21 protein-coding genes are annotated in these 19,558 nt (G+C 62.4%); 9 read left to right on the top strand and 12 right to left on the bottom strand.

What is annotated here, in order from left to right; translation table 11 throughout:
- Both ACIQUB_RS09595 and moaB read left to right on the top strand, forming a co-directional pair.
- Positions 1–912 carry a 4-(cytidine 5'-diphospho)-2-C-methyl-D-erythritol kinase gene (locus ACIQUB_RS09595; RefSeq protein WP_113238576.1) on the top strand — a complete coding sequence of 304 codons (912 nt, stop codon included), beginning with the start codon at positions 1–3 and terminating at the stop codon, positions 910–912.
- Entirely contained in the window at positions 899–1,444 is a 546-nt protein-coding gene (gene moaB, locus ACIQUB_RS09590) for a molybdenum cofactor biosynthesis protein B (protein ID WP_113238577.1), read from the top strand. Before ACIQUB_RS09595 ends, moaB begins: the two co-directional genes overlap by 14 nt.
- A gap of 4 nt (positions 1,445–1,448) precedes the next feature.
- Here the strand turns inward: moaB and ACIQUB_RS09585 are convergent, their stop codons facing one another.
- Complete coding sequence (locus ACIQUB_RS09585) at positions 1,449–1,967, bottom strand: glycosyl transferase (protein ID WP_047508072.1); 519 nt, start codon at positions 1,965–1,967, stop codon at positions 1,449–1,451.
- Between the two features lie 141 nt (positions 1,968–2,108).
- On the opposite strand from ACIQUB_RS09585, the gene ACIQUB_RS09580 reads away from it, so the two are divergent.
- Positions 2,109–3,266, top strand: a complete 1,158-nt coding sequence (locus ACIQUB_RS09580; RefSeq protein WP_113238578.1) for a PA0069 family radical SAM protein — start codon at positions 2,109–2,111, stop codon at positions 3,264–3,266.
- Between the two features lie 165 nt (positions 3,267–3,431).
- Positions 3,432–4,103, top strand: a complete 672-nt coding sequence (locus tag ACIQUB_RS09575) for a ribonuclease HII (protein WP_113238579.1) — start codon at positions 3,432–3,434, stop codon at positions 4,101–4,103.
- Between the two features lie 99 nt (positions 4,104–4,202).
- On the opposite strand, the gene ACIQUB_RS09570 is transcribed toward ACIQUB_RS09575, so the two are convergent.
- From ACIQUB_RS09570 to ACIQUB_RS09520, 11 genes are all read right to left on the bottom strand, one after another.
- A complete protein-coding gene (locus tag ACIQUB_RS09570; RefSeq protein ID WP_018898619.1) occupies positions 4,203–4,694 on the bottom strand; it encodes a F0F1 ATP synthase subunit B in 492 nt (163 codons plus the stop codon).
- Between the two features lie 3 nt (positions 4,695–4,697).
- Positions 4,698–5,336: a F0F1 ATP synthase subunit B gene (locus ACIQUB_RS09565; protein WP_018898618.1), complete on the bottom strand. Its 639-nt coding sequence runs from the start codon at positions 5,334–5,336 to the stop codon at positions 4,698–4,700.
- Positions 5,337–5,414: 78 nt separating this feature from the next.
- Positions 5,415–5,642, bottom strand: coding sequence for a F0F1 ATP synthase subunit C (locus ACIQUB_RS09560; RefSeq protein ID WP_015338972.1), 228 nt, complete (start codon positions 5,640–5,642; stop codon positions 5,415–5,417).
- A 69-nt stretch (positions 5,643–5,711) separates the two neighbouring features.
- On the bottom strand, positions 5,712–6,464 hold the full coding sequence (locus ACIQUB_RS09555; RefSeq protein WP_018898617.1) for a F0F1 ATP synthase subunit A: 753 nt from the start codon (positions 6,462–6,464) through the stop codon (positions 5,712–5,714).
- A 75-nt stretch (positions 6,465–6,539) separates the two neighbouring features.
- Positions 6,540–6,884 (bottom strand): AtpZ/AtpI family protein, encoded by a 345-nt coding sequence (locus tag ACIQUB_RS09550; RefSeq protein ID WP_113238580.1) that lies wholly within the window; start codon positions 6,882–6,884, stop codon positions 6,540–6,542.
- 282 nt (positions 6,885–7,166) lie between these two features.
- Positions 7,167–8,255, bottom strand: a complete 1,089-nt coding sequence (locus ACIQUB_RS09545) for a cell wall hydrolase (protein WP_113238581.1) — start codon at positions 8,253–8,255, stop codon at positions 7,167–7,169.
- Between the two features lie 290 nt (positions 8,256–8,545).
- Positions 8,546–10,444, bottom strand: a complete 1,899-nt coding sequence (locus ACIQUB_RS09540; protein WP_113238582.1) for a potassium transporter Kup — start codon at positions 10,442–10,444, stop codon at positions 8,546–8,548.
- 18 nt (positions 10,445–10,462) lie between these two features.
- On the bottom strand, positions 10,463–11,440 hold the full coding sequence (gene corA / locus ACIQUB_RS09535) for a magnesium/cobalt transporter CorA (RefSeq protein ID WP_018898613.1): 978 nt from the start codon (positions 11,438–11,440) through the stop codon (positions 10,463–10,465).
- 417 nt (positions 11,441–11,857) lie between these two features.
- Complete coding sequence (apbC, locus tag ACIQUB_RS09530) at positions 11,858–13,024, bottom strand: iron-sulfur cluster carrier protein ApbC (RefSeq protein ID WP_113238583.1); 1,167 nt, start codon at positions 13,022–13,024, stop codon at positions 11,858–11,860.
- Between the two features lie 515 nt (positions 13,025–13,539).
- Complete coding sequence (locus ACIQUB_RS09525; protein ID WP_402929327.1) at positions 13,540–14,271, bottom strand: autoinducer binding domain-containing protein; 732 nt, start codon at positions 14,269–14,271, stop codon at positions 13,540–13,542.
- Positions 14,272–14,510: 239 nt separating this feature from the next.
- Positions 14,511–15,299: an IclR family transcriptional regulator gene (locus ACIQUB_RS09520; RefSeq protein WP_402929463.1), complete on the bottom strand. Its 789-nt coding sequence runs from the start codon at positions 15,297–15,299 to the stop codon at positions 14,511–14,513.
- 120 nt (positions 15,300–15,419) lie between these two features.
- Between ACIQUB_RS09520 and ACIQUB_RS09515 the strand changes: the two genes are divergently transcribed.
- From ACIQUB_RS09515 to ACIQUB_RS09495, 5 genes are all read left to right on the top strand, one after another.
- Positions 15,420–16,190: an SDR family NAD(P)-dependent oxidoreductase gene (locus ACIQUB_RS09515; protein WP_047508090.1), complete on the top strand. Its 771-nt coding sequence runs from the start codon at positions 15,420–15,422 to the stop codon at positions 16,188–16,190.
- Positions 16,190–17,107 carry a 2-dehydro-3-deoxygalactonokinase gene (locus tag ACIQUB_RS09510; protein WP_018898606.1) on the top strand — a complete coding sequence of 306 codons (918 nt, stop codon included), beginning with the start codon at positions 16,190–16,192 and terminating at the stop codon, positions 17,105–17,107. The genes ACIQUB_RS09515 and ACIQUB_RS09510 overlap by 1 nt, the downstream gene beginning before the upstream one ends.
- 24 nt (positions 17,108–17,131) lie before the next feature.
- Positions 17,132–17,764, top strand: a complete 633-nt coding sequence (locus ACIQUB_RS09505; RefSeq protein ID WP_113238586.1) for a 2-dehydro-3-deoxy-6-phosphogalactonate aldolase — start codon at positions 17,132–17,134, stop codon at positions 17,762–17,764.
- Between the two features lie 4 nt (positions 17,765–17,768).
- Positions 17,769–18,656, top strand: coding sequence for an SMP-30/gluconolactonase/LRE family protein (locus ACIQUB_RS09500; RefSeq protein WP_113238587.1), 888 nt, complete (start codon positions 17,769–17,771; stop codon positions 18,654–18,656).
- 256 nt (positions 18,657–18,912) lie between these two features.
- Complete coding sequence (locus ACIQUB_RS09495) at positions 18,913–19,518, top strand: PRC-barrel domain-containing protein (protein ID WP_113238588.1); 606 nt, start codon at positions 18,913–18,915, stop codon at positions 19,516–19,518.
- The last annotated feature ends 40 nt before the right edge of the window (positions 19,519–19,558 follow it).

Genomic DNA, 19,558 nt, shown 5'->3' with positions numbered 1-19,558 from the left:
ATGGCTGACATCGGCTTCGGCTTCGCCGACGGCGTTGCGATCAGCGAGGAGGCCTTTGCCAAGATCAATCTGGCCCTGCATGTGACGGGCCAGAGAGACGACGGCTATCATCTGCTCGAAATGCTGGTGACGTTCACGCGGTCGGGCGATCGGCTGGCCTTCGCGCCAGCGGATGCCGACGAATTTCATATCTCCGGCCGATTTGGCGATGCGCTTACTGGTGATGGCGGCACCAATCTGGTGCTGACGGCGCGCGATGCGCTGCGTCTGGCTGTTATCGACGCCGGCGGGACCGCACCGCCCGTCAGCATTCATTTGCGCAAGGACTTGCCGATTGCCTCAGGCATCGGCGGCGGCTCGGCGGATGCGGCGGCGGCACTGCGCGGGCTGATGCGGCTCTGGGGCACTCCCCTGCCCGCCACGACTATCGACGCCATCGCCATCAAGCTCGGCGCCGATGTGCCGATGTGTCTCACGAGCCGGCCACTGATTGCACGCGGGATCGGCGAGCGGATCGAGACGGTGCGCGACCTGCCGGTTTTTCCCATGGTGCTCGCCAATCCACTGAAGGGGGTTTCGACGCCCGAGGTTTTCCGCAGGCTCGCGACCAAGACCAACGGCGCACTTGTGGTAGCACCCGGCCTCCCCTGGCTCGATACGTTGCGCGCCATGCGCAACGATCTCGAACCGCCGGCGCGCGCGCTGCTGCCCGAGATCGCCGAAATCGCCGATATGCTCTCCGATCAGGGCGCGCTCTTCGTGCGCATGTCGGGCTCTGGCGCGACGTGCTTCGGCATATTCGCCAACACGGACGACGCGGAAGCCGCGGCGCGTGCGCTTCACGGCAAGCGGCCGAACTGGTATTTCGAGGCAACCGAAACATTGGCGGGAGACGATGATGACAGGCGTTGACGACACGCGTCCGTTCATTCCAGTGGGATTTGCCGTGCTGACGGTTTCAGATACGCGCACCACCGCCGACGACCGCTCCGGCGATACGCTGGCGGCCCGCATTTCGGAGGCCGGACACCGTCTCATCGCGCGCGCCATCGCGCCCGACGACAGACAGGCGATCGCCGCGCAGGTGCAGGCCTGGACGGCGCAATCGGATATCGACGTGATCATCACCACCGGTGGAACCGGCTTTACCGGCCGCGACGTGACGCCCGAGGCGCTGGAGCCGCTGTTCGACAAGCGCATGGACGGCTTTTCGGCCGTCTTCCACCGCATCTCGCAGGACAAGATCGGCACCTCGACAGTGCAGTCGCGCGCGACGGCGGGGCTGATCGGCACCACCTTCGTCTTCGTGCTACCGGGATCGCCCGGCGCCTGCAAGGACGCGTGGGACGGCATCTTGAAGGCGCAGTTCGATTATCGCCACATGCCGTGCAACTTCGTGGAAATCATGCCCAGGCTCGATGAGCACCTGAAGCGCGGCGCTTAAAAAACTAGTTCCGCGCCGAACGCGCCACCCAGGACGGGATAAGCTCGGCCGATAGCTTGCGCAACTTCTGGCCCTTGACGAATTCGGCGAGCTGCATGCCGCTACGCGCCGTCGCCAGCGCATGTTTTTTCGGCAGCAGCAGCCCAAGCTCCAGCGGCGCCAGGCGGCGCAGGCGCTGATAGAAAGGCCGGCGATAGCCGCGCGAGGCGGTGAAGCGGGCGGGCAGCTTGTTCAGCGCCACATATTCGGCGATCTCGTCGATCCAGCCGCTCTGCGGGCGGGCGCCGGGCTCGACGAACAACAGCCATTCGCCGCGCGCCGAGCGCAATATGTCCTTGATATCCCAATGCTGATGGAAGCGGCAGCCGGCGGCGTCCGCGACCTTGGACGAGCCATCGCGCGAGCCGTGATCGAGCACCACCACATCGCTCACCAGCCCCTCCACGGCACCAGCAACCAACACCGATAACGTCTGCGCCAGCTCAGGTTCCTGATCCCGGCATTCCAATACGACAGTCAACATTGCTCATTTATAGTGCGACGCACAAAACATTACCAGCGACAGTTTTCCAAATTTGTTCTTGCATTGTTCTCATTTCGGCGATAGGAATTTAATCACCAGAACGGATGGGGACGACGAGTCTTCCATCGACGGAGAAACCCGATGAACGAACAGTCCCTTGCAGGGCAGGCCGCATTCGCGCCTGCCAATACGGCGGATATTGCCGACGCGATGATCGTTTCTTCCGGCCTCAGGATCGAGGTCGACCGCCGGCGTGGCCGCGGTGCGGGGCTGAACCCGAGCGGGCGCTTCGAGCCGCAGAGCCGCGAAGGCTTCGACGATGGCTGGCAGACGCTGGAAGAGCTGCCGCCGTTCAAGACCGAGGTGCAGATCGAAAAGCCGCGCACGGCAATCACCCGCAATGAATCGCCGGATATCCCCTTCGACCGTTCGATCAACCCCTATCGCGGCTGTGAGCACGGCTGCATCTATTGCTTCGCGCGGCCCACGCACGCCTATATGGGCCTGTCGGCGGGGCTGGATTTCGAAGCGCGGCTGTTTGCCAAGCCGGATGCGGCCAAGCTCCTGGAGCGTGAGCTTGCCAAGCCCGGCTACAAGCCGCGTGTGATCGCCATCGGCACCAATACGGACCCGTATCAGCCGATCGAGAAGGAATGGCGGATCATGCGGGATATACTCGAGGTGCTGGAGCGGGCGAACCATCCTGTTTCCATCGTCACCAAGTCGGCGCTCATCCTGCGCGATCTCGATATCCTGCAGAGCATGGCGAAGAAGAACCTGGTGCGCGCCTCGCTGTCCGTGACGACGCTGGACCGCAAGCTGGCGCGGACGATGGAGCCGCGCGCCTCGACCCCGTCGAAGCGGCTCGATGCGCTGAAGGCGCTGAGCGACGCCGGCATCCGCACATCTGTGATGATGGCGCCGGTCATTCCAGCGCTGAACGATCATGAGATCGAGCGCGTGCTCGATGCCGCGCATGCAGCGGGCGCCACGGAGGCGGGTTATGTGATCCTGCGTCTTCCATTGGAGGTGTCGCCGCTGTTTCGTGACTGGCTGCTGCAGCACTATCCGGATCGCTACCGGCACGTGATGTCGCTGGTGCGCTCGATGCGCGGCGGCAAGGATTACGACGCCGATTTCAGTAAGCGCATGAAGGGTGCCGGTCCCTATGCCTGGCAGATCGCCCGGCGCTTCGAGATGGCCACGAAGCGGCTCGGCATGACCCGCCGCAGCATGCCGCTGCGCGACGACCTCTTCGTGCCGCCCAATGGCAGCGGCGTGCAGCTGTCGCTGCTCTAGTTTTGTAGCATGTCGTTGTCGCAAAACCGCTGCACAGTTTTGCGCGACATGCTCGGACATTCCCTTACGGACGGCTGACCCTGGCCTTCCGTTCTCAAGTCCCCGGCCCGCCGCCCTGATCCGGGGACTTGCAGGAAATCGGGTTGGCGTGCGAAGTTCAGCCGCATGAAACGTCGCACGCCACCCGATTCTCCCATGCTTTTCGAAGACGTCCCGCTGCTTCCGGATTTCCGGCTGGAGCTGAAGGCGCGCAAGGCCGGTCACTGGCCTGTTGCCGGCGTCGATGAGGCCGGGCGCGGACCGCTGGCGGGACCCGTGGTTGCCGCGGCCGTCATTCTCGACCCGAAGCGCATCCCCGAGGGCTTGAACGATTCCAAACAGCTCTCCGCGCAGAGACGGGAAGAACTGTTCGAGCAGATCCTTGCCACCGCGACCGTCGCGATCGCCTCTTCCAGCTCGCGCCGCATCGACGAGACGGATATCCGCAAGGCAAGCCTCGATGCCATGCGCCGGGCAATCCTCAGCCTCTCCATCCCGGCAAGCTACGTGCTGACCGACGGGCTGGACGTGCCGCCCGGGCTCGAATGCCCCGGCCAGGCCGTCGTCAAGGGCGATGCCCGCTCCGTTTCGATCGCGGCCGCCTCCATCGTTGCCAAGGTCACGCGCGACCGGATGATGACGCGCGCGGACCTCATCTTCCCCGCCTATGGCTTCGCCGCGCATGCCGGCTACGGCACCGCACGCCACCGCGCCGGCATCGACAGCCACGGCCCCTGCCCGCTGCATCGGATGAGCTTCGGGCGGCTCAAGCAGTTCCTGGTCACCGACGGCGAGTAGGCGACACCTCGCACGTCGTTTCAGCGTTACCGCGAACAACATCCCCAAAACGCAAAAAACCCCGGCGAACCGGGGCTTTAAAATGCGATAGGACCAATCTCAGTTGAGGCGGGTCTTTACCTGGCCGAGGGCGTTTCCGAAGAGTTCGGACTGAACCTTGGCATCGGCCTTCTTGACGAGAACCGTTTCAGCGGCGGCGATGGCGAGGTCGACGGCTGCGGAACGAACCGCCTTCATCGCATCGGCTTCGGCCTGCTTGATCTTCGCTTCCGAAACCGCGGTACGGTTGGCGACGAATTCCTCGGTCTTCTTCTTGGCTTCGGCGGTGAACATTTCCGCTTCGCGCTCGGCGGCTGCCAGGATATGGGCAGCTTCCGCTTCGGCTTCCTTGCGCTTGCGCTGATATTCGGCCAGCAGGTGCTGGGCCTCTTCACGCAGGCGCTTGGCTTCCGACAGCTCGTTGCGGATCTGATCGGCGCGGTCGTCGAGCGACGTCGCCATCATGCCGGGAACCTTGAGGTAGACGACCAGCGCCAGGAACAGGACGAGACCGACGAATGCGAAGAATGTTGCGTCCAGTGCAAATTCCATCGATCAAGCTCCCTTCTTGGCCGCGGTAACGGCGGACGTTACTTCAGCCTTGGTGGCGGTGCCACCGATCAGCTGTTCGACGACGGCCTTTGCCGTTTCCTCGGCGATCGTGCCGACATCCGCGAATGCCTTCGCCTTGATATCGGCGATGTGGCCTTCCGCAGCCTTCAATTTTTCGCCCAGAGCAGCTTCGACCGCGCGGCGGTCGGCCTCGGCCTTGAGCTTGGCGGCGTCGCGCGCTGCCGTGCCGATTGCGTTCGACTTGGCGCGGGCTTCTGCGAGTTCGGCTTCGTAGGCAGCAACGTCTGCGTCTGCCTGCGCCTTCAGGCGTGCAGCCTCATCGAGGTCCTGGGCAATGCGCGTGTGGCGCTGCTCGAGGATACCGCCGATGCGCGGTGCAATGACCTTTTGCATGAGCACGAAGAAAATGACGAAGGTAATCGCCAGCCAGAGCAGCTGGGACGCATACGTCGAAGTATCGAAAGGCGGGAAAACACCGCCATGGTGTTCGGCTGGCACGCCGGTCTCGGTATGAACCTCGCCTGCGGCCGGGGCAGCATGCGCGTCTGTACCGGTCGCTGCACCAGTTTCTGCGGTTCCCGCCGGGGCTTCTTCAGCGTAAGCCGGGGTCACAAAAAACATGCTCACCTCCAGGTGTACTGCAAATACAAAGGATCACGGCTCGCTGTTCGCAGGCCGTGATCCCTCAGTGCGCCGAAATTAAACGGCGAACAGCAGAAGGAGAGCGACGAGCAGCGAGAAGATGCCCAGAGCTTCCGTAACGGCGAAGCCGAATACCAGACGGCCGAACTGGCTGTCAGCGGCAGACGGGTTGCGCAGGGCGCCCGACAGGTAGCTGCCGAAGATGTTGCCGAGGCCGAGAGCCGTACCGGCCATACCAAAGCAAGCGAGGCCTGCACCGATGAATTTTGCTGCTTCCGCGTCCATGTTGTACTCCTTTGAAATGGTTGTTGCGGCGAATTGACTGACGCCCGCGGACGTCAATGTCGGTATCCCTTAGTGGCCACCCGGATGGATCGCGTCGTTGAGGTACATGCAAGTCAGCACCGCAAAGACGTAAGCCTGGAGGAAGGCGACGAGGAACTCGAGACCCGTCAGAGCGACGGTCATGATGAGGGGAAGAACGGCGCCACCGATACCAACAGCACCCATGGCTCCAAGCGAGGCAACGAAGCCCGCGAACACTTTAAGGGTGATGTGACCGGCCAGCATGTTGGCGAAGAGACGAACGGAAAGCGAAATCGGACGCGACAGGAACGAGATGATTTCGATGGCGACGACCAGCGGCAGCAAGATGCCGGGAACGCCCTGAGGCACGAAGACATTCAGGAAGTGGAAGCCGTGCTTGTAGAAGCCGTAGACCAGAACCGTGCCGATGACGAGCAGAGCGAGAGCAAAGGTGACGATGATCTGGCTGGTGATGGTGAAGAAGTATGGGAACATGCCGAGCAGGTTTGCGGTCAGCACGAACATGAAGAGCGAGAAGACCAGCGGGAAGAACTTCATCCCCTTGGATCCGGCGCCTTCTTTCAGCATTCCCGCGATGAACTCGTAGGACATTTCGGCGACCGACTGCGAGCGGCCCGGCACGATGGCGCGGTTCGACGTCGAGAAATAGAGGAAGCCGGCGGCCACGGCAGCGGAAGCCGCCATGAACAGCGAGGCGTTCGTAAACGAGAAATCAATCCCGCCGATTTCGATCGGCACAATCTTCTGGATCAGGAACTGATGAGTCGGATCGTTAGACACCGCTTGTTCTCTCTATATCTTATACCCGCACGAAGCGGGATTATTGCACTGGATCGAACGCCTGAACGTTCCGCCCTATTTCCGGTCGCTTTCGCGCATATCGAGATCCGGTTTCGCAACCTTGCCCGCAGCGCGCATCACGTTCAGCACGCCGGCACCAAATCCAAGAAGAAGAAGTACGATCAATCCCCAAGGCGCAGTGCCGACAAAACGGTCGAAGAGATAGCCCAGGACAGCGCCGACCACGACCGCGGAAATGAACTCGCTCGAAAGCTTCATCGCCTGGGCGTAGCCCTTGCGGCTTACCTCGGCGCGGGCCTCATCGGCCTCGTCCTTCCCCGCCTCGATGCGCTTGGTCGCGAGTTCCGCTCCCAGTTGCGCACGGCGCTTTTCCAGACTCTCCTCGCGGCCATCCGCCATCGTGCTCTCCTCCGCCTGCCGCCGTCCGCTACGCCGCTACCCCGGTTTACCGGACAACGACCCCAAGGCTGAAGAACCTTCCGGCCCGCTTTGAAGTCGCGCGCAACATAGTTTTAGCAAAATCCATAGTCAAGGCGTAGCAGGCCGATGTCCAGCCATAAAATAAGCGATCAAAAACATATAGTTAGATCGATACGGGCGGGTTGTGGCGGAATCGGGGGAAAGAATCCGTGGGCTGACGCGGCAATAAGGCGCGAAAACGCGCCTTTTACCGGCTTTTTGTCAGCTCCAGCCGCCGCCATAGGTGCGGTAGAAGACGTGCAGACCGATACGGCCGACCTTTTCCATGGTCTTTGCCCATTTCGGGCGAACATAGACGGCGTGGTAATGGGTGGCGGAGCCAACCTGGGGCAGCCAGATGCGGCCGGCGGTGACCGCCATCGCCACATCGCGGGCGATTCTCCAATGGGCCTGCGAGTTCACGCGGTCCTTGATGTTGTCGCAAGCGAAGGAGAACTGGCAGCGGTTGCGCCAATCCTCGTTCTGGTAGACGACGCCGCAGATGGTCTTCGGGTAAGCCGGGTTGCGCACACGATTGAGGATCACCTGGGCGACGGCCGCCTGGCCCTTCACGGTTTCGCCACGCGCCTCGAAATAGATGCCTGAGGCCAGACACTGCTGCTCGGCGGGCGAGAAGACGCTGGCCGGCAGGATGCTCGCGGCCCAGGCGTGATCCTTCGGGCCGATCTGCGGCACGAAGCGGCCGTTGTCGGCTTTCTCCGTCAGGATCGAATCGAAGGGTGACTGGCGGGCGTAATCGGGAGCGGCAGGGGCGAAGGCGGTTGCGAGCACGTCCGACTTGTTGCTGGTGACGAGATCGGCCAGCATCGGCGAGATGTCGGCTGCGGGCTTCGGCGGCTGCTTGCGGTAAAAGTTGGTGGCGATCTCGATTTCCTTGCCGCGGATCTTCGGTTTCACGAAGGCCGACTTGTCCTTCAGGTTGAAGGTCGGCTGAAACAGAAGACGGGTCCGCTGCAGGATCGAGCCGGCGGAGAAATCCTTCGGTGGCTGCACTTGCTCGACGGCGACCACCCTGCCCTTCTTGGTGGCGCGGTTGACGCGGTCTTCATCGGGCGTGTCTTCGTGGCCCTTGTTCTCGGCGGTAAAGGCGACCTTGCGGCCATCGGGCAGCACCATGCCGGCACCGGATGCGATGGCGCCGGTAACCGCGGAATCCGCGAAGGCGAGTTCGGCCTGGTGGATGGAGCCGGCGGGGGAGTTGGTCAGCACCATGCGCCAGTTCTCGCGCCCCTGATCGAGGCCGGCCAGAAGCGCTGCCAGATCGGCATGCGAGGCCATGGTGGGGAACATCAGCCACGCGCAGACGCCGAAGAGCGCGGGGGAACTCCATCTTTGCAGCAAGGGGCGCAGCTTATCGAAGCGGCGCGACGCACCAGAGGCGCGTGATTTGCCAGGAACTCGACTATTTCGACGCAACACCAGACTCCCGCATGGGACGCATGAACATGCCGATAAAAATGTCTCATTAACCTTGATGCTTGGTTAATGCGCCGCCCCCAATTGATACAGCATTTGCTTATAGAGCCTGAAACGCAAAAGCCCGGCGCGAGGCCGGGCTTTCGAGGGATGGGTGGGCACCGTCAGATGATAACGTGCGAGCCGAGTTCGACCACGCGGTTGGCCGGCAGGCGGAAGTAGTCCGACGGGTTGGCGGCGGCGTTGGCGAGCGCGATGTAGAGGCGGTCCTGCCAATAGGGCATGCCCGATTTCGCATCCGGCACCAGCTTGCGGCGGCCGAGATAGAAGGAGGTCGACATGATGTCGAACTTCAGGCCGGTCTTGCGCAGCGTCGCCAGCGCCTGCGAGACGTTCTGCGATTCCATGAAGCCGAACAGAAGCTCGACGCGCGAGAAGCGCTCGGAGATCTGCTCGACCTTGTAGCGGTCGGCGCTCGGCACGCGCGGCTTGTTGACGGTGCGGATCGTCAGGATCACGTTCTTGTCGTGCAGGACGTGGTTGTGCTTCAGATTGTGCAGCAGTGCGGCGGGTGCGGATTCCGGATCGCTGGTGAGGAAAATCGCGGTACCGGGCACATGGGCCGGCGAGTGATCACTCTTGCGCTCGATCGAGGAGATGAACGAGGCCAGCGGGATATCCGTGTGGCGGGTCTTTTCCATCAGAAGCGCCGAGCCGCGACGCCATGTCCACATGACGACGACGAAGGCGGTGGCGATCATGACAGGGATATAGCCGCCATCGTGGATCTTGATGAGGTTGGCGCCGAGGAAGATCATTTCCAGCACGAAGAGCGGCGCCAGCACGGCGGTTGCCGTCAGCACCGACCAGTTCCAGCGGACGCGGACGAACTCGAAGGCCATGATCGAGGTCACGACCATGGCGCCGGTGACGGAGATACCATAGGCCGTGGACAGCGAATCCGACGAGCCGAAGGAGATGACCAGGAAGATCACGCCCAGGAACAGCAACAGATTGACCGACGGCACGAAGATCTGCCCGGTATTGGTTTCCGAGGTGAAGAGGATTTCCATGCGCGGCAGGAAGCCAAGGTTGATCGCCTGGCGGATCAGCGAAAACGCACCCGTGATGACCGCCTGGCTGGCGATGATGGTGGCGGCGGTGGCCAAGATGACGGCCGGCAGCAGCGCCCATTTCGGGAACATCAGATAGAAGGGATCGGTCATCGCGTGCGGATTGCCAAGCACCAGAGCACCCTGGCCGAGATAGTTCAGCGTCAGCGCCGGGAAGACCAGCACGAACCACGCCCACTGGATCGGGCGGCGACCGAAGTGGCCGAGGTCGGCGTAAAGCGCTTCGGCGCCTGTCAGCGTCAGGAACACCGCGCCGAGCACGATCACGCCGAAGAAGCCCTCATGCATGAGGAAGCTCACGGCGTAATACGGGTTGAAGGCGGCGAGGATGCCGAAATCATCCGAGATGTGCGAGATGCCGACAACGGCGAGCACGATGAACCAGAGCGCGGTGATCGGCCCGAAATAGCGCGCCATCGTTCCCGTGCCGCGCGACTGCACGGCAAAGAGCACGGCGAGGATGGCGACCGAGATCGGCACGATGTAGCTGCTCAGCTGCGGCGCGACGAGTTTCAGACCTTCGACCGCCGACAAAACCGACAGCGCCGGCGTGATCATCGCATCGCCGAGGAAGAGTGCCGCGCCGACGAGGCCGAGCATCATCAGAAGCGCGGTGTGGCCGTTGGCGGTCTTCAACAGAAGCGCCAGCAGCGACAGCGTGCCGCCCTCGCCTTCGTTGTCGGCGCGCAAGAGAAGCAGCACGTATTTGATTGTCACGATGATGGTCAGCGCCCAGATCATCAGCGAGACGACGCTGATGACCTCGAAACGGGTGAGGCCATCGGCGGCGACGGGCTTCAGCGCTTCGCGAAATGCGTAAAGCGGGCTGGTACCGATGTCACCGTAGACGACGCCGACAGAGCCCAGCGCAAGATAGAAGAGCTTGCGCGGGCTCATGTTCTGGTCGTGTGAATGGCTGTCTGCGGACATGAAACAAAAACAGGCTCTTCAGAGCCAGCCTTTCCAACGGAAGAAGAAGAAGGGGATTACGGCGGAAACCAGCATCAGCCCGAGTGAATAAGGATAGCCCTGGGCGAAATGCAGTTCCGGCATGAATTCAAAATTCATACCATAGATGGAGGCGACCAGCGTCGGCGGCAAGAAGACCACCGATGCGATCGAGAAAATCTTGATGATCGAGTTCTGTTCGATGTTGATCAGACCCAACGATGCATCGAGAAGGAAGGTGATGTTGCCGGCGATATAGGACGAATGCTCGTTCAGCGACTGGATATCGCGCGAGACGGTGCGGCAGAGTTCCTTCGTCGCACGATCCTGCTGCACGGCCGGCACGTTGTAGAAGAAAGTCATCAGCCGCGACATGGAGGCCAGGCTGTCACGCACCTTGCTGACGAGGCGCTGATGGGCGGCGATATCGCGCAGCTTCTCCTCGAGATAGTTCGAGGGCTTGCGGACCTTCTTGGCGCGATCGCCGAAGACGTGGGTCGACAGGATATCGATGCGGGCGACCGAGATTTCGAGAATTTCCGCCGTGCGGTCGATGATGGTCTCAAACAGCTTGGCGAGCAGCGACGCACCGTTGCGCCAGTGGGCGGGAATACGGTGGAGGGCTGCGATGAAGAGCGCAAAGGATTTGGGCTGGGCGTAGCGGATGGTGATCAGCCGCTTGCCGGCGAGGATGAAGGCGACATCGGTCAGAACGGGCGCATCGGTCTCGGCCTTCCAGACCAGCGAGGCGGTCATGAAGACGGCGTCGCCTTCCGTATAGAGGCGGGCAGAAGGCTCGATGTCCTTCAGGTCCTCGCGGGTCGGCACTTCGATGCCGAGCGCCTTCTCGACATAGGCCTCTTCCTCGCGCGTCGGCTCGATCATGTCGATCCAGACGATATCGTCGCGCATGGTCTCGACCTTGGTGAGATCACCGAGCTCGACCGACTGGCAATTGGAGCAATAGGCAGTGATCACCGGGCGCGTCTCCCGTGATCCAGGGCTGTGAGGGCCATCGCCGTTCGCATCAAAAAACCTTCCGCGAAGCGCCAGAAAAAGCGGCGCTCAAGCTGCAATTCTTCGAGATTAACGAAAGCGGCAGAAGAATGTTCATCAATATCCCGTCATAGCCGGCCGAAGCTCGGGTATGCACTATGCTCAACCGCATCGCAGTCACCAATCCTTCGATCGACAAGAGAACTCCGAACATGCAGCTGGCATTCGCCGCTGCAGGGCTGGCTATCATCGAGCATTCGCACATGCCGCCCTCATGGCGACGGCGCGCCATATGACGGAAACCCACGCAAGAATCAAGACATCTTACGTGAACTGCGTTGTTTGATCACATTTTGCCCGCAATTGGGAGTCTAGCCGCGCGGTCCGAAACGGCACACATCACTCGAAGACGATCGCGGGAGCGGCGCGCTGCGGCTTGCCCTCGAGCTGCGCCCAGACCTTGGCTGCGATGTCGCGATAGATGCCGGCGACAATGCCGTTCGGCTCGCTGGCGACCAGCGGGGTGCCGGCGTCGGAGGCTTCGCGGATATTGATCGTCAGCGGCACTTCGCCGAGGAAGGGCACGCCGATGCGCTCGGCTTCGGCGCGGGCGCCGCCATGGCCGAAGATATCGTAGCGCGCGCCGGTATCAGGAGCGATGAAGTAGCTCATGTTCTCGACGATGCCGAGAACCGGCACCTCCACCTTCTTGAACATGTTCAGCCCCTTGCGGGCATCGATCAGCGCCAGATCCTGCGGCGTCGAGACGATGACGGCGCCGGCGAGCGGCACCTGCTGGGCCATGGTCAGCTGCGCGTCGCCGGTGCCGGGCGGCATGTCGACAACGAGCACGTCGAGCTCGCCCCAGGCGACTTCGCGCAGCATCTGCATCAGCGCCGACTGCACCATCGGGCCGCGCCAGATCATCGCGGTCTCCTCATCGACGAGGAAGCCCATCGACATGACCTTGAGGCCGTAATTCTCCATCGGATTGATGATGCGGCCATCGGTCTGTGTGGGGCGGCCGGAGATCTGCAGGAGGCGTGGCATGGAGGGGCCGTAAATATCGGCGTCGAGAATGCCGACGCGCAGGCCGTTTGCCTGCAGGCCGAGCGCGAGGTTGACCGATGTGGTGGACTTGCCGACGCCGCCCTTGCCGGAGGCGACCGCGACGATGGCGCCGATCCCGGGCACGCCGATCTTGCCGGCACGCTGCTGTGGCTGCGCGTGTGCGTGGCCTTCGTGACCATGGCCGGCATGGCCATGACCAGCCTGCGGCGGCGTACGGGCGGCGGCAGCGCCCGATGGCGCGCCCTTCTTGTCGGCCGTCAGCGCGACCAGGGCGCCCTTGACGCCGGGCATTTCCTTGATGACACGCTCGGCAGCGAGCCGCAGCGGCTCCAGCTCCTTGGCGCGCTCGGCGGGGACAGTGATGGAGAAGTAGACCTTGCCATCCGAGATGAACACATCGGAGACCATGCCGAGCTCGACAATATTATGTTCGAGATCGGGGCCGCGCACCGTTGCCAGCGTTTCCAGCACCTGTTCCTTGGTGACTTCAGTCATATCGTCCTCACACCCTTATCTGGCTCTGTAGATAGAGGAGCGCGAAGTGATCGCCAAACAAAATCGGCGGGCATCGATAGCTGCGAAACGAGGGGGAGTTTCCAAAGGAGACCGCTGAGCCATCAAGTCCGCCGGGCTTTCGCCCTGATGGCACAACGGTCACCCAAGTGGATAAGGGGTTTCTAGGGCGTCAGATCTGAAAGACCAGTCAGAATTGAGGGAAAAATGCATCAGCTCGCGCTTATAGGCCGGGAGGCGTATCCCAAAAACAACAAACCGCCGCTCGATGTCCAGCGCACTAGGCTGCCGGGATCGAGCGGCGGGTTGAAGGTCGCGCCTTTAATATGGCGTCGTTGCCAAGTCCCCTCTGGACCGCTGCCAATTAGGAAGCAGGAAGCGTGCCAACTGGAAATAACTACGAATTCGGCGGAAGCGGCAGCGAAAGAGCCTGGAAACGCTGGAGCCCGGGCGCAATTTTTAGGCGGGTGCGACAATAGCGCACAGTATTTGTGCAGCTATTTGATCAGACCGATGCGCAATGCCTTGGCAACCGCCTGGGTGCGGTTAACCGTGTCGAGCTTCTTGGTAGCGCGGTTGAGGTAGTGATTGACCGTGTGTTCGGAGAGACCAAGGATATCGGCGATCTCGACGCTGGTCTTGCCGGCGGCGGTCCAGTTGAGGCAATCGATCTCGCGGTCGGTCAGGGCGTCGACCACCCGGTTGTCGAGCGCGCGGATCTCGGCCAGCCTGTCGAAGACATGCGTCGAGATATAATGAAGCTCCAGCATCTCCTCGGGCGCGAAGGGCTCGCGATCGCCGGAGAAGGAGACCGCGCCGCGGGCGCCGGAGGGATCATGCGTCGGGAAATAGGCGCAGCGCATCATCCGGAAGCGTTCAAACAGGGCCGTGACGATGCCGGACTTGCCGTCGGAGCGATCCAGCTTCGCCTTCGAAAGGTCGTTGAAGAACGGCACGGTCGAGGATCGCAGCTTGCCCATGACGGGACTGTTGGTCAGCAGCGCCTCGTGGTCATAGGCCGACAAAAGCTCGGCCGGCCAGTTGGTGATGACAGTGTTGCTCTGCAGATCGCGTGCAGTGGCCGAGGGAAGATTGAGCACCATGAAGGCACGAACCCGGTAGGCTTCCGTCAGCCTCTTCATGAAGCGAAAGATATCGAACTGGGTATTTAGCCCAGACACCTCATTTACGTATACGTTCACGGAAGTCGAATGCGGCAAAGGGTTCATGGTGTCATCAGCTCAAAAATCAGGAACGTCGTAAGTGGCCTGCTCAGGTCTCATGCCGACGGCAGCATCGCCGTCAATATAGCCTACGGCACTACACCCCAGGACTTGGGGTTGACAACTGCCAATTGTGATGATTCTTCACAAAATCACAATATGCCCAGCCGATGAAAATGAGCATATTTCTGCACGAAAACTGACAAAGCGGCTCTGGATTTGACGATTGTCAAGTTGACCGAGCGTCAGCGGCGGGGGCCGAGCCCGATGCGCATGCCGCTCATGATGCTTTCGGCGGTCCGACGGACGGGCAGCGCCCACTCCTCCAGGCGCTCGAAGGTCAGCCGATAGGCCGGTCCGGTCACGGAAACGCCGCCGACAAAGGAGAGGTCCTCGGAGCAGACGGGGGCCGCCACGCAGCGGATGCCGACCTCATGCTCCTCGCGGTCGAAGGCGTTGCCCGAGCGGCGGATGTCGGCGATCTCGCGGCGCAGCGTCTCCGGCGTCAGCGTGCTATCCGTGAAGCGCTGGAACAACACGCTTGATATGATCGCGTCCAGCCGATCGTCCGGCAGCGCCGAGAGCGCCGCCTTGCCGACGCCGGTGCAGTAGATGGGCGAGGCATTGCCGATCTGCGAGTACATTCGGACGGGCTGGCTGCCCTCGACCTTGTCGAGATAGATGACGGAGGCGCCGCGCAGGACGCCGAGATGCACGGTCTCTCCGGTCAGCTGCTGCAGGGCGTTCAGATGCGGCTCGGCGATCAGCCGGAATTCGTTGCGCGCCCAGCTGCGCGAGGCGAGATCGAGGAGGCGCAGGCCGGGTGCATAGCGCCCATCGGCCAGCACTTCCAGCAGGCCCTCCTCGGTGAGATGGCCAAGCTGACGGTGCAGCGTTCCTCGCGGCTGGCCGGCGACCGCTAAAATATCGGTGAAGCGCATTGGGCTGTCGGCGTGCGTCACGATATCGAGCAGCACCATCAACTTGCCGAGCGTACCGGTCTCGCGTTTATCCGCAGCCTCGTTTTTATCCATGATGTCGCCATCAGTCGCGCCCATGCTGGCCCTCATGCCTTGACAGAGACCCAAGGCTAATCCGATAATTCCATATAGTCAAATTGAGTTCTGAATAATGGAACTATCGGGAGGATAGTGGTGGCGGAGCTTGGAGCGCAATATCCCGAATTCAGGGACCGAAGCGTGGTGGTGACGGGCGGCGGCTCCGGCATAGGTGCTGCCATCGTCGAGGGGTTCGCGCGACAGGGCGCCAAGGTCTCGTTCATCGACATCGCCGAGGAAGAAAGCCACGCGCTGGTTGATCGCCTGTCGCGCGACAGCCTGCACCCGGTCCGCTTCCACCACGCCGATCTGCGCGATGTCGCGGCGATCCGCGCGACCATCGAGGCGATCGTCGCCCATTCCGGACCGATCGGCGTGCTCGTCAATAATGCGGCGCGCGACGACCGGCATGATTTCGACCAAGTGACGCCGGAATATTGGGACAACAACCAGGCGACCAACCTGCGGCACGTGTTCTTCGCGGCGCAGGCTGTGGCGCCATCAATGCGGGAGGCCGGCGGCGGGGCGATCATCAACATGTCGTCGATCGCCTTCATGCTCAACATGCCCGATTTCCCGGCCTACACGACGGCCAAGGCGGCGATCATCGGGCTGACGAAGAGCCTCGCGGGCAAGCTCGGCCCCGACAATATCCGCGTCAACTGCATCCTGCCGGGCATGATCGTTACCGAGCGGCAGATGAAGCTGTGGCTCACCGAAGAGGGCATTGCCGGCATGATCGAGCGGCAGTGCATCAAACGCGTTTTGCAGGCCGACGCCATTGTCGGACCCTGTCTGTTTCTAGCATCCGACGGCGCGTCCGCAGTGACGGCGCAGTCCCTTATTGTCGATGGAGGCATTTTTTGATGGCAACACCCCGATATATCGCGGTCGACTGGGGTACGAGCAGTTTTAGGCTGTGGCTGATCGGCAGCGATGGCAGCGTGCTGAATGAAAGCCGCAGCGACGAGGGCATGACGACGGCGGCCAAGACCGGTTTCGCCGAGGTGCTGGCCAAGCATCTGGCCAAGGTCGAGGCGCCCGCGGATATCCCCGCGATCGTCTGCGGCATGGCCGGCGCCAAGCAGGGCTGGGTCGAGGCCGGCTATGTCGACGTGCCCACGTCGCTGTCGGCGATCCTGACTGGCGCCGTCCCTGTGCCCGGCCAGAGCCGCGACATCCGCATCCTGCCGGGCCTTGCCCAGCGCGACCGGGCATCGCCGGACGTGATGCGCGGTGAAGAGACCCAGCTGCTCGGCGCGCTTGGCCCAGACAGCACCGGCGCGCAGGCCGTCTGCATGCCTGGAACGCATTCGAAATGGGTGCATGTGCAGGAGGGCGAGGTCATCGGCTTCTCCACCTTCATGACAGGCGAACTGTTCGACGCGATCACCAAGCATACGATCCTGTCGCATGCGGTTGCCGGCGCCGAACAATCGCCGGCCGACAATTCCGCCTTCAAGGCATCGGTCTCGACTGCCTTCCGCCAGCCGCAGATGGCGACCAACCTGTTGTTCACGGCCCGCTCCGGCCAGCTGCTGCACGGCATGACCGCTTCGGCGGCGCAGGCGCGGATTTCCGGCACGCTGATCGGCCTGGAAATCTCTGGCGCGCTGGCCGACGCCGCCAACGACACGCCGATCGCGCTCGTCGCCTCCGGCCGCCTGCAGAAGCTTTACGAGACCGCCTTCAAGGCGCTTTCGCTGAACGTCACGACCATCGATGCCGATACGGCGGTGCTTGCCGGCCTTTCGGCCGCCGCAAACGCCATCTGGCCCAACTAAGCCCAATCAAGAAAGAACAGAGCGATGAACCGCATCCCCTTCCCCGCCATGAAGCGCCCGCTGATCGCCATCCTGCGTGGGATCAAGCCCGAGGAGACCGAAGGCGTCGTCGGCGCGCTGATCGAGAATGGCCTGACCGCGATCGAGATCCCGCTGAATTCGCCAGAGCCGTTCAAGTCGATCGAGATCGCCGCCAAGATGGCGCCCGCCGACGTGCTGATCGGCGCCGGCACGGTTCTGACGACCGAGGCGGTGGACAGCCTGCACAATGCCGGTGGCAAGCTGCTGGTGACGCCGAATGTCGAGCCAGACGTGATCATCCGCGCCCGCGAATACGGCATGGTGACGATGCCCGGCGTCTTCACGCCCACCGAGGCGCTTGCCGCGGCGCGCGCCGGCGCCACCGGCCTGAAGTTTTTCCCGGCCAGCGTGCTCGGCCCATCCGGCATCACGGCGATCCGCGCCATCCTGCCGCCGGAGCTGACGATCGCGGCCGTCGGCGGCGTCTCCGACAAGAATTTCGCCGAGTACACCAAAGCCGGAATCCTGGCCTTCGGTCTCGGCACGAGCATCTACAAGCCGGGAATGACTGTCGCCGAGGTTGCCGAGCGCGCCAAGGCAACCATTTACGCATACGACGCAGCAGTGGGAGCTTGAGCGTATGACCGACATTCATGAGTTCGCGGGGCGGACCCTTTCCAGCACCAATTCGGTGCTGGGCGAAGGACCGACCTACGATCCCGATACCAATACCATCTGGTGGTTCAACATTCTCGGCAAGGAATTGCACGAGCTGAACCTTTCGACCGAGGAGAAAAAGGTTCACGCGCTGCCTGTCATGGCGAGCGTGCTGGCCCGGATCGACGCCGGGCGGCAGTTGCTTGCGACCGAGCAGGGCCTCTTCGTGCGTGACATCGAAAGCGGCGGCCTGACATTTTACGCGGCACTCGAAAACGACCGTCCGGAAAACCGATCGAACGACGGGCGCATGCATCCCTCGGGCAGCCTGTGGATCAGCACGATGAGCAAGCGGGCCGAAACCCAGGCCGGCGCGATCTATCATGTGGCGCGCGGCAAGGTGACGAAGCTCTTCGGCGGCATCACCATTCCGAACTCGATCTGCTTTTCGCCCGATGGCTCGGTCGGCTATTTCACCGATACGCATCTCAGCCGCCTGATGCGGGTGATGGTCGATCGCGAGACCGGCCTGCCGACCGGCGAGCCGATCGTGCTTGTCGACAGCATGGAAGAAGACGGCGGGGTCGATGGGTCGGTGGTCGATGCCGACGGCTATATCTGGAACGCGCGCTGGGGCGCCGGCACCGTCGATCGCTACAGCCCCGATGGCCTGCGCATCGCCCGCTACAAGGTGCCCGCTGCACAGCCCTCCTGCCCCGCCTTCATCGGCCCGGATGCCGACCGGCTAGCGGTCACCACCGCCTGGGAAGGCCTCGACGACGCGGCCCGCGCCAACCAGCCGGATGCCGGCGCCCTGCTTGAGCTCGGTGTCAGCGTCCGCGGCGTTTTCGACGTTGCGTATATTCTCTGAAGCATCTTCCTGGATGCGTTTTGAAGGGCGTCCCTCGGGGCGCCCTTTTGCGTTTCAAGGGCACCGCGATCTGTGGCCCGCGCGGTCCCATCGCCGGAAAAGTTCCGAAAATTCCGTCAGTTTCTGCGTGTATTTTTCTGGGAACCATTAGCCAACCCATTCATTTACTTCACGAACCGGCCGAGCTGAGACAACTCTCGCTAGAAGAGAAAAGCGCGGCCAGAGATCACCCAAGGACACTGAAAGTAGGTACGATATGACACGCAAACTTCTCACCACCGTTGCCGCTGGCGCCCTGTTTGCCACGGCCTTCGCACCGGTCGCTTTCTCGCAGAGCGCGACCCAGCCGGCCTCGCCGAGCGCACCGTCCATGTCGGCACCGGCCGATCCGGCAGCGCCGAAGCCGGATGCCATGAAGCCAGCAGGTGATGCCGCACAGGCGCCCGCTCCTGCCGCCACCACCGATACCGCACAGGCGGGCGGTGGCACCTATCTGACGGAGCAGTCCGCGGATCAGATCAGCGCCAACACCTACATCGGTCAGGCCGTCTATAACGGCACGAACGAAAGCATCGGTAACGTCAACGACCTGATCATGAAGAAGGATGGCGGCCTCGTCGCAGCCGTGATCGGTGTCGGCGGCTTCCTCGGCATCGGCGAAAAGAACGTCGCCGTGCCGATGGAAAAGATCACCGTGGCGCAGAACACGACGGATGGCAGCGTCAAGCTGACGACATCCGAAACGGCCGAAACGCTGAAGGCAGCGCCGGAATTCAAGACGCTGCAGATGCAGTCGGCCGAAAAGGCCCCGGCTCCGGGTGCGATGGACAACACCGCAACCGGCTCAACGACCAACAAGTAAACACTGCATCGTTAGTCGCAGTGAATGCGTAACCGGTGGC

Source organism: Rhizobium sp. NPDC090275 (assembly GCF_044772225.1).
Lineage (GTDB): Bacteria > Pseudomonadota > Alphaproteobacteria > Rhizobiales > Rhizobiaceae > Rhizobium.
The sequence above is the reverse complement of the archived record's forward strand: the minus strand, read 5'-3'. Positions and strand labels throughout refer to the sequence as shown.

Bases quoted from the DNA above. Each gene is read 5' to 3' on its own strand.
- ACIQUB_RS09595 (WP_113238576.1), top strand. From the start codon at position 1: ATGGCTGACATCGGCTTCGGCTTCGCCGACGGCGTTGCGATCAGCGAG.
- ACIQUB_RS09565 (WP_018898618.1), bottom strand. From the start codon at position 5,336: ATGTTTTTTGTGACCCCGGCTTACGCTGAAGAAGCCCCGGCGGGAACC.
- moaB (WP_113238577.1), top strand. From the start codon at position 899: ATGACAGGCGTTGACGACACGCGTCCGTTCATTCCAGTGGGATTTGCC.
- ACIQUB_RS09525 (WP_402929327.1), bottom strand. From the start codon at position 14,271: ATGAACCCTTTGCCGCATTCGACTTCCGTGAACGTATACGTAAATGAG.
- ACIQUB_RS09520 (WP_402929463.1), bottom strand. From the start codon at position 15,299: ATGGATAAAAACGAGGCTGCGGATAAACGCGAGACCGGTACGCTCGGC.
- ACIQUB_RS09585 (WP_047508072.1), bottom strand. From the start codon at position 1,967: ATGTTGACTGTCGTATTGGAATGCCGGGATCAGGAACCTGAGCTGGCG.
- ACIQUB_RS09545 (WP_113238581.1), bottom strand. From the start codon at position 8,255: ATGTTCCCCACCATGGCCTCGCATGCCGATCTGGCAGCGCTTCTGGCC.
- ACIQUB_RS09495 (WP_113238588.1), top strand. From the start codon at position 18,913: ATGACACGCAAACTTCTCACCACCGTTGCCGCTGGCGCCCTGTTTGCC.
- apbC (WP_113238583.1), bottom strand. From the start codon at position 13,024: ATGACTGAAGTCACCAAGGAACAGGTGCTGGAAACGCTGGCAACGGTG.
- ACIQUB_RS09500 (WP_113238587.1), top strand. From the start codon at position 17,769: ATGACCGACATTCATGAGTTCGCGGGGCGGACCCTTTCCAGCACCAAT.
- ACIQUB_RS09560 (WP_015338972.1), bottom strand. From the start codon at position 5,642: ATGGACGCGGAAGCAGCAAAATTCATCGGTGCAGGCCTCGCTTGCTTT.
- ACIQUB_RS09575 (WP_113238579.1), top strand. From the start codon at position 3,432: ATGAAACGTCGCACGCCACCCGATTCTCCCATGCTTTTCGAAGACGTC.
- ACIQUB_RS09570 (WP_018898619.1), bottom strand. From the start codon at position 4,694: ATGGAATTTGCACTGGACGCAACATTCTTCGCATTCGTCGGTCTCGTC.
- ACIQUB_RS09505 (WP_113238586.1), top strand. From the start codon at position 17,132: ATGAACCGCATCCCCTTCCCCGCCATGAAGCGCCCGCTGATCGCCATC.
- ACIQUB_RS09550 (WP_113238580.1), bottom strand. From the start codon at position 6,884: ATGGCGGATGGCCGCGAGGAGAGTCTGGAAAAGCGCCGTGCGCAACTG.
- ACIQUB_RS09580 (WP_113238578.1), top strand. From the start codon at position 2,109: ATGAACGAACAGTCCCTTGCAGGGCAGGCCGCATTCGCGCCTGCCAAT.
- ACIQUB_RS09510 (WP_018898606.1), top strand. From the start codon at position 16,190: ATGGCAACACCCCGATATATCGCGGTCGACTGGGGTACGAGCAGTTTT.
- ACIQUB_RS09540 (WP_113238582.1), bottom strand. From the start codon at position 10,444: ATGTCCGCAGACAGCCATTCACACGACCAGAACATGAGCCCGCGCAAG.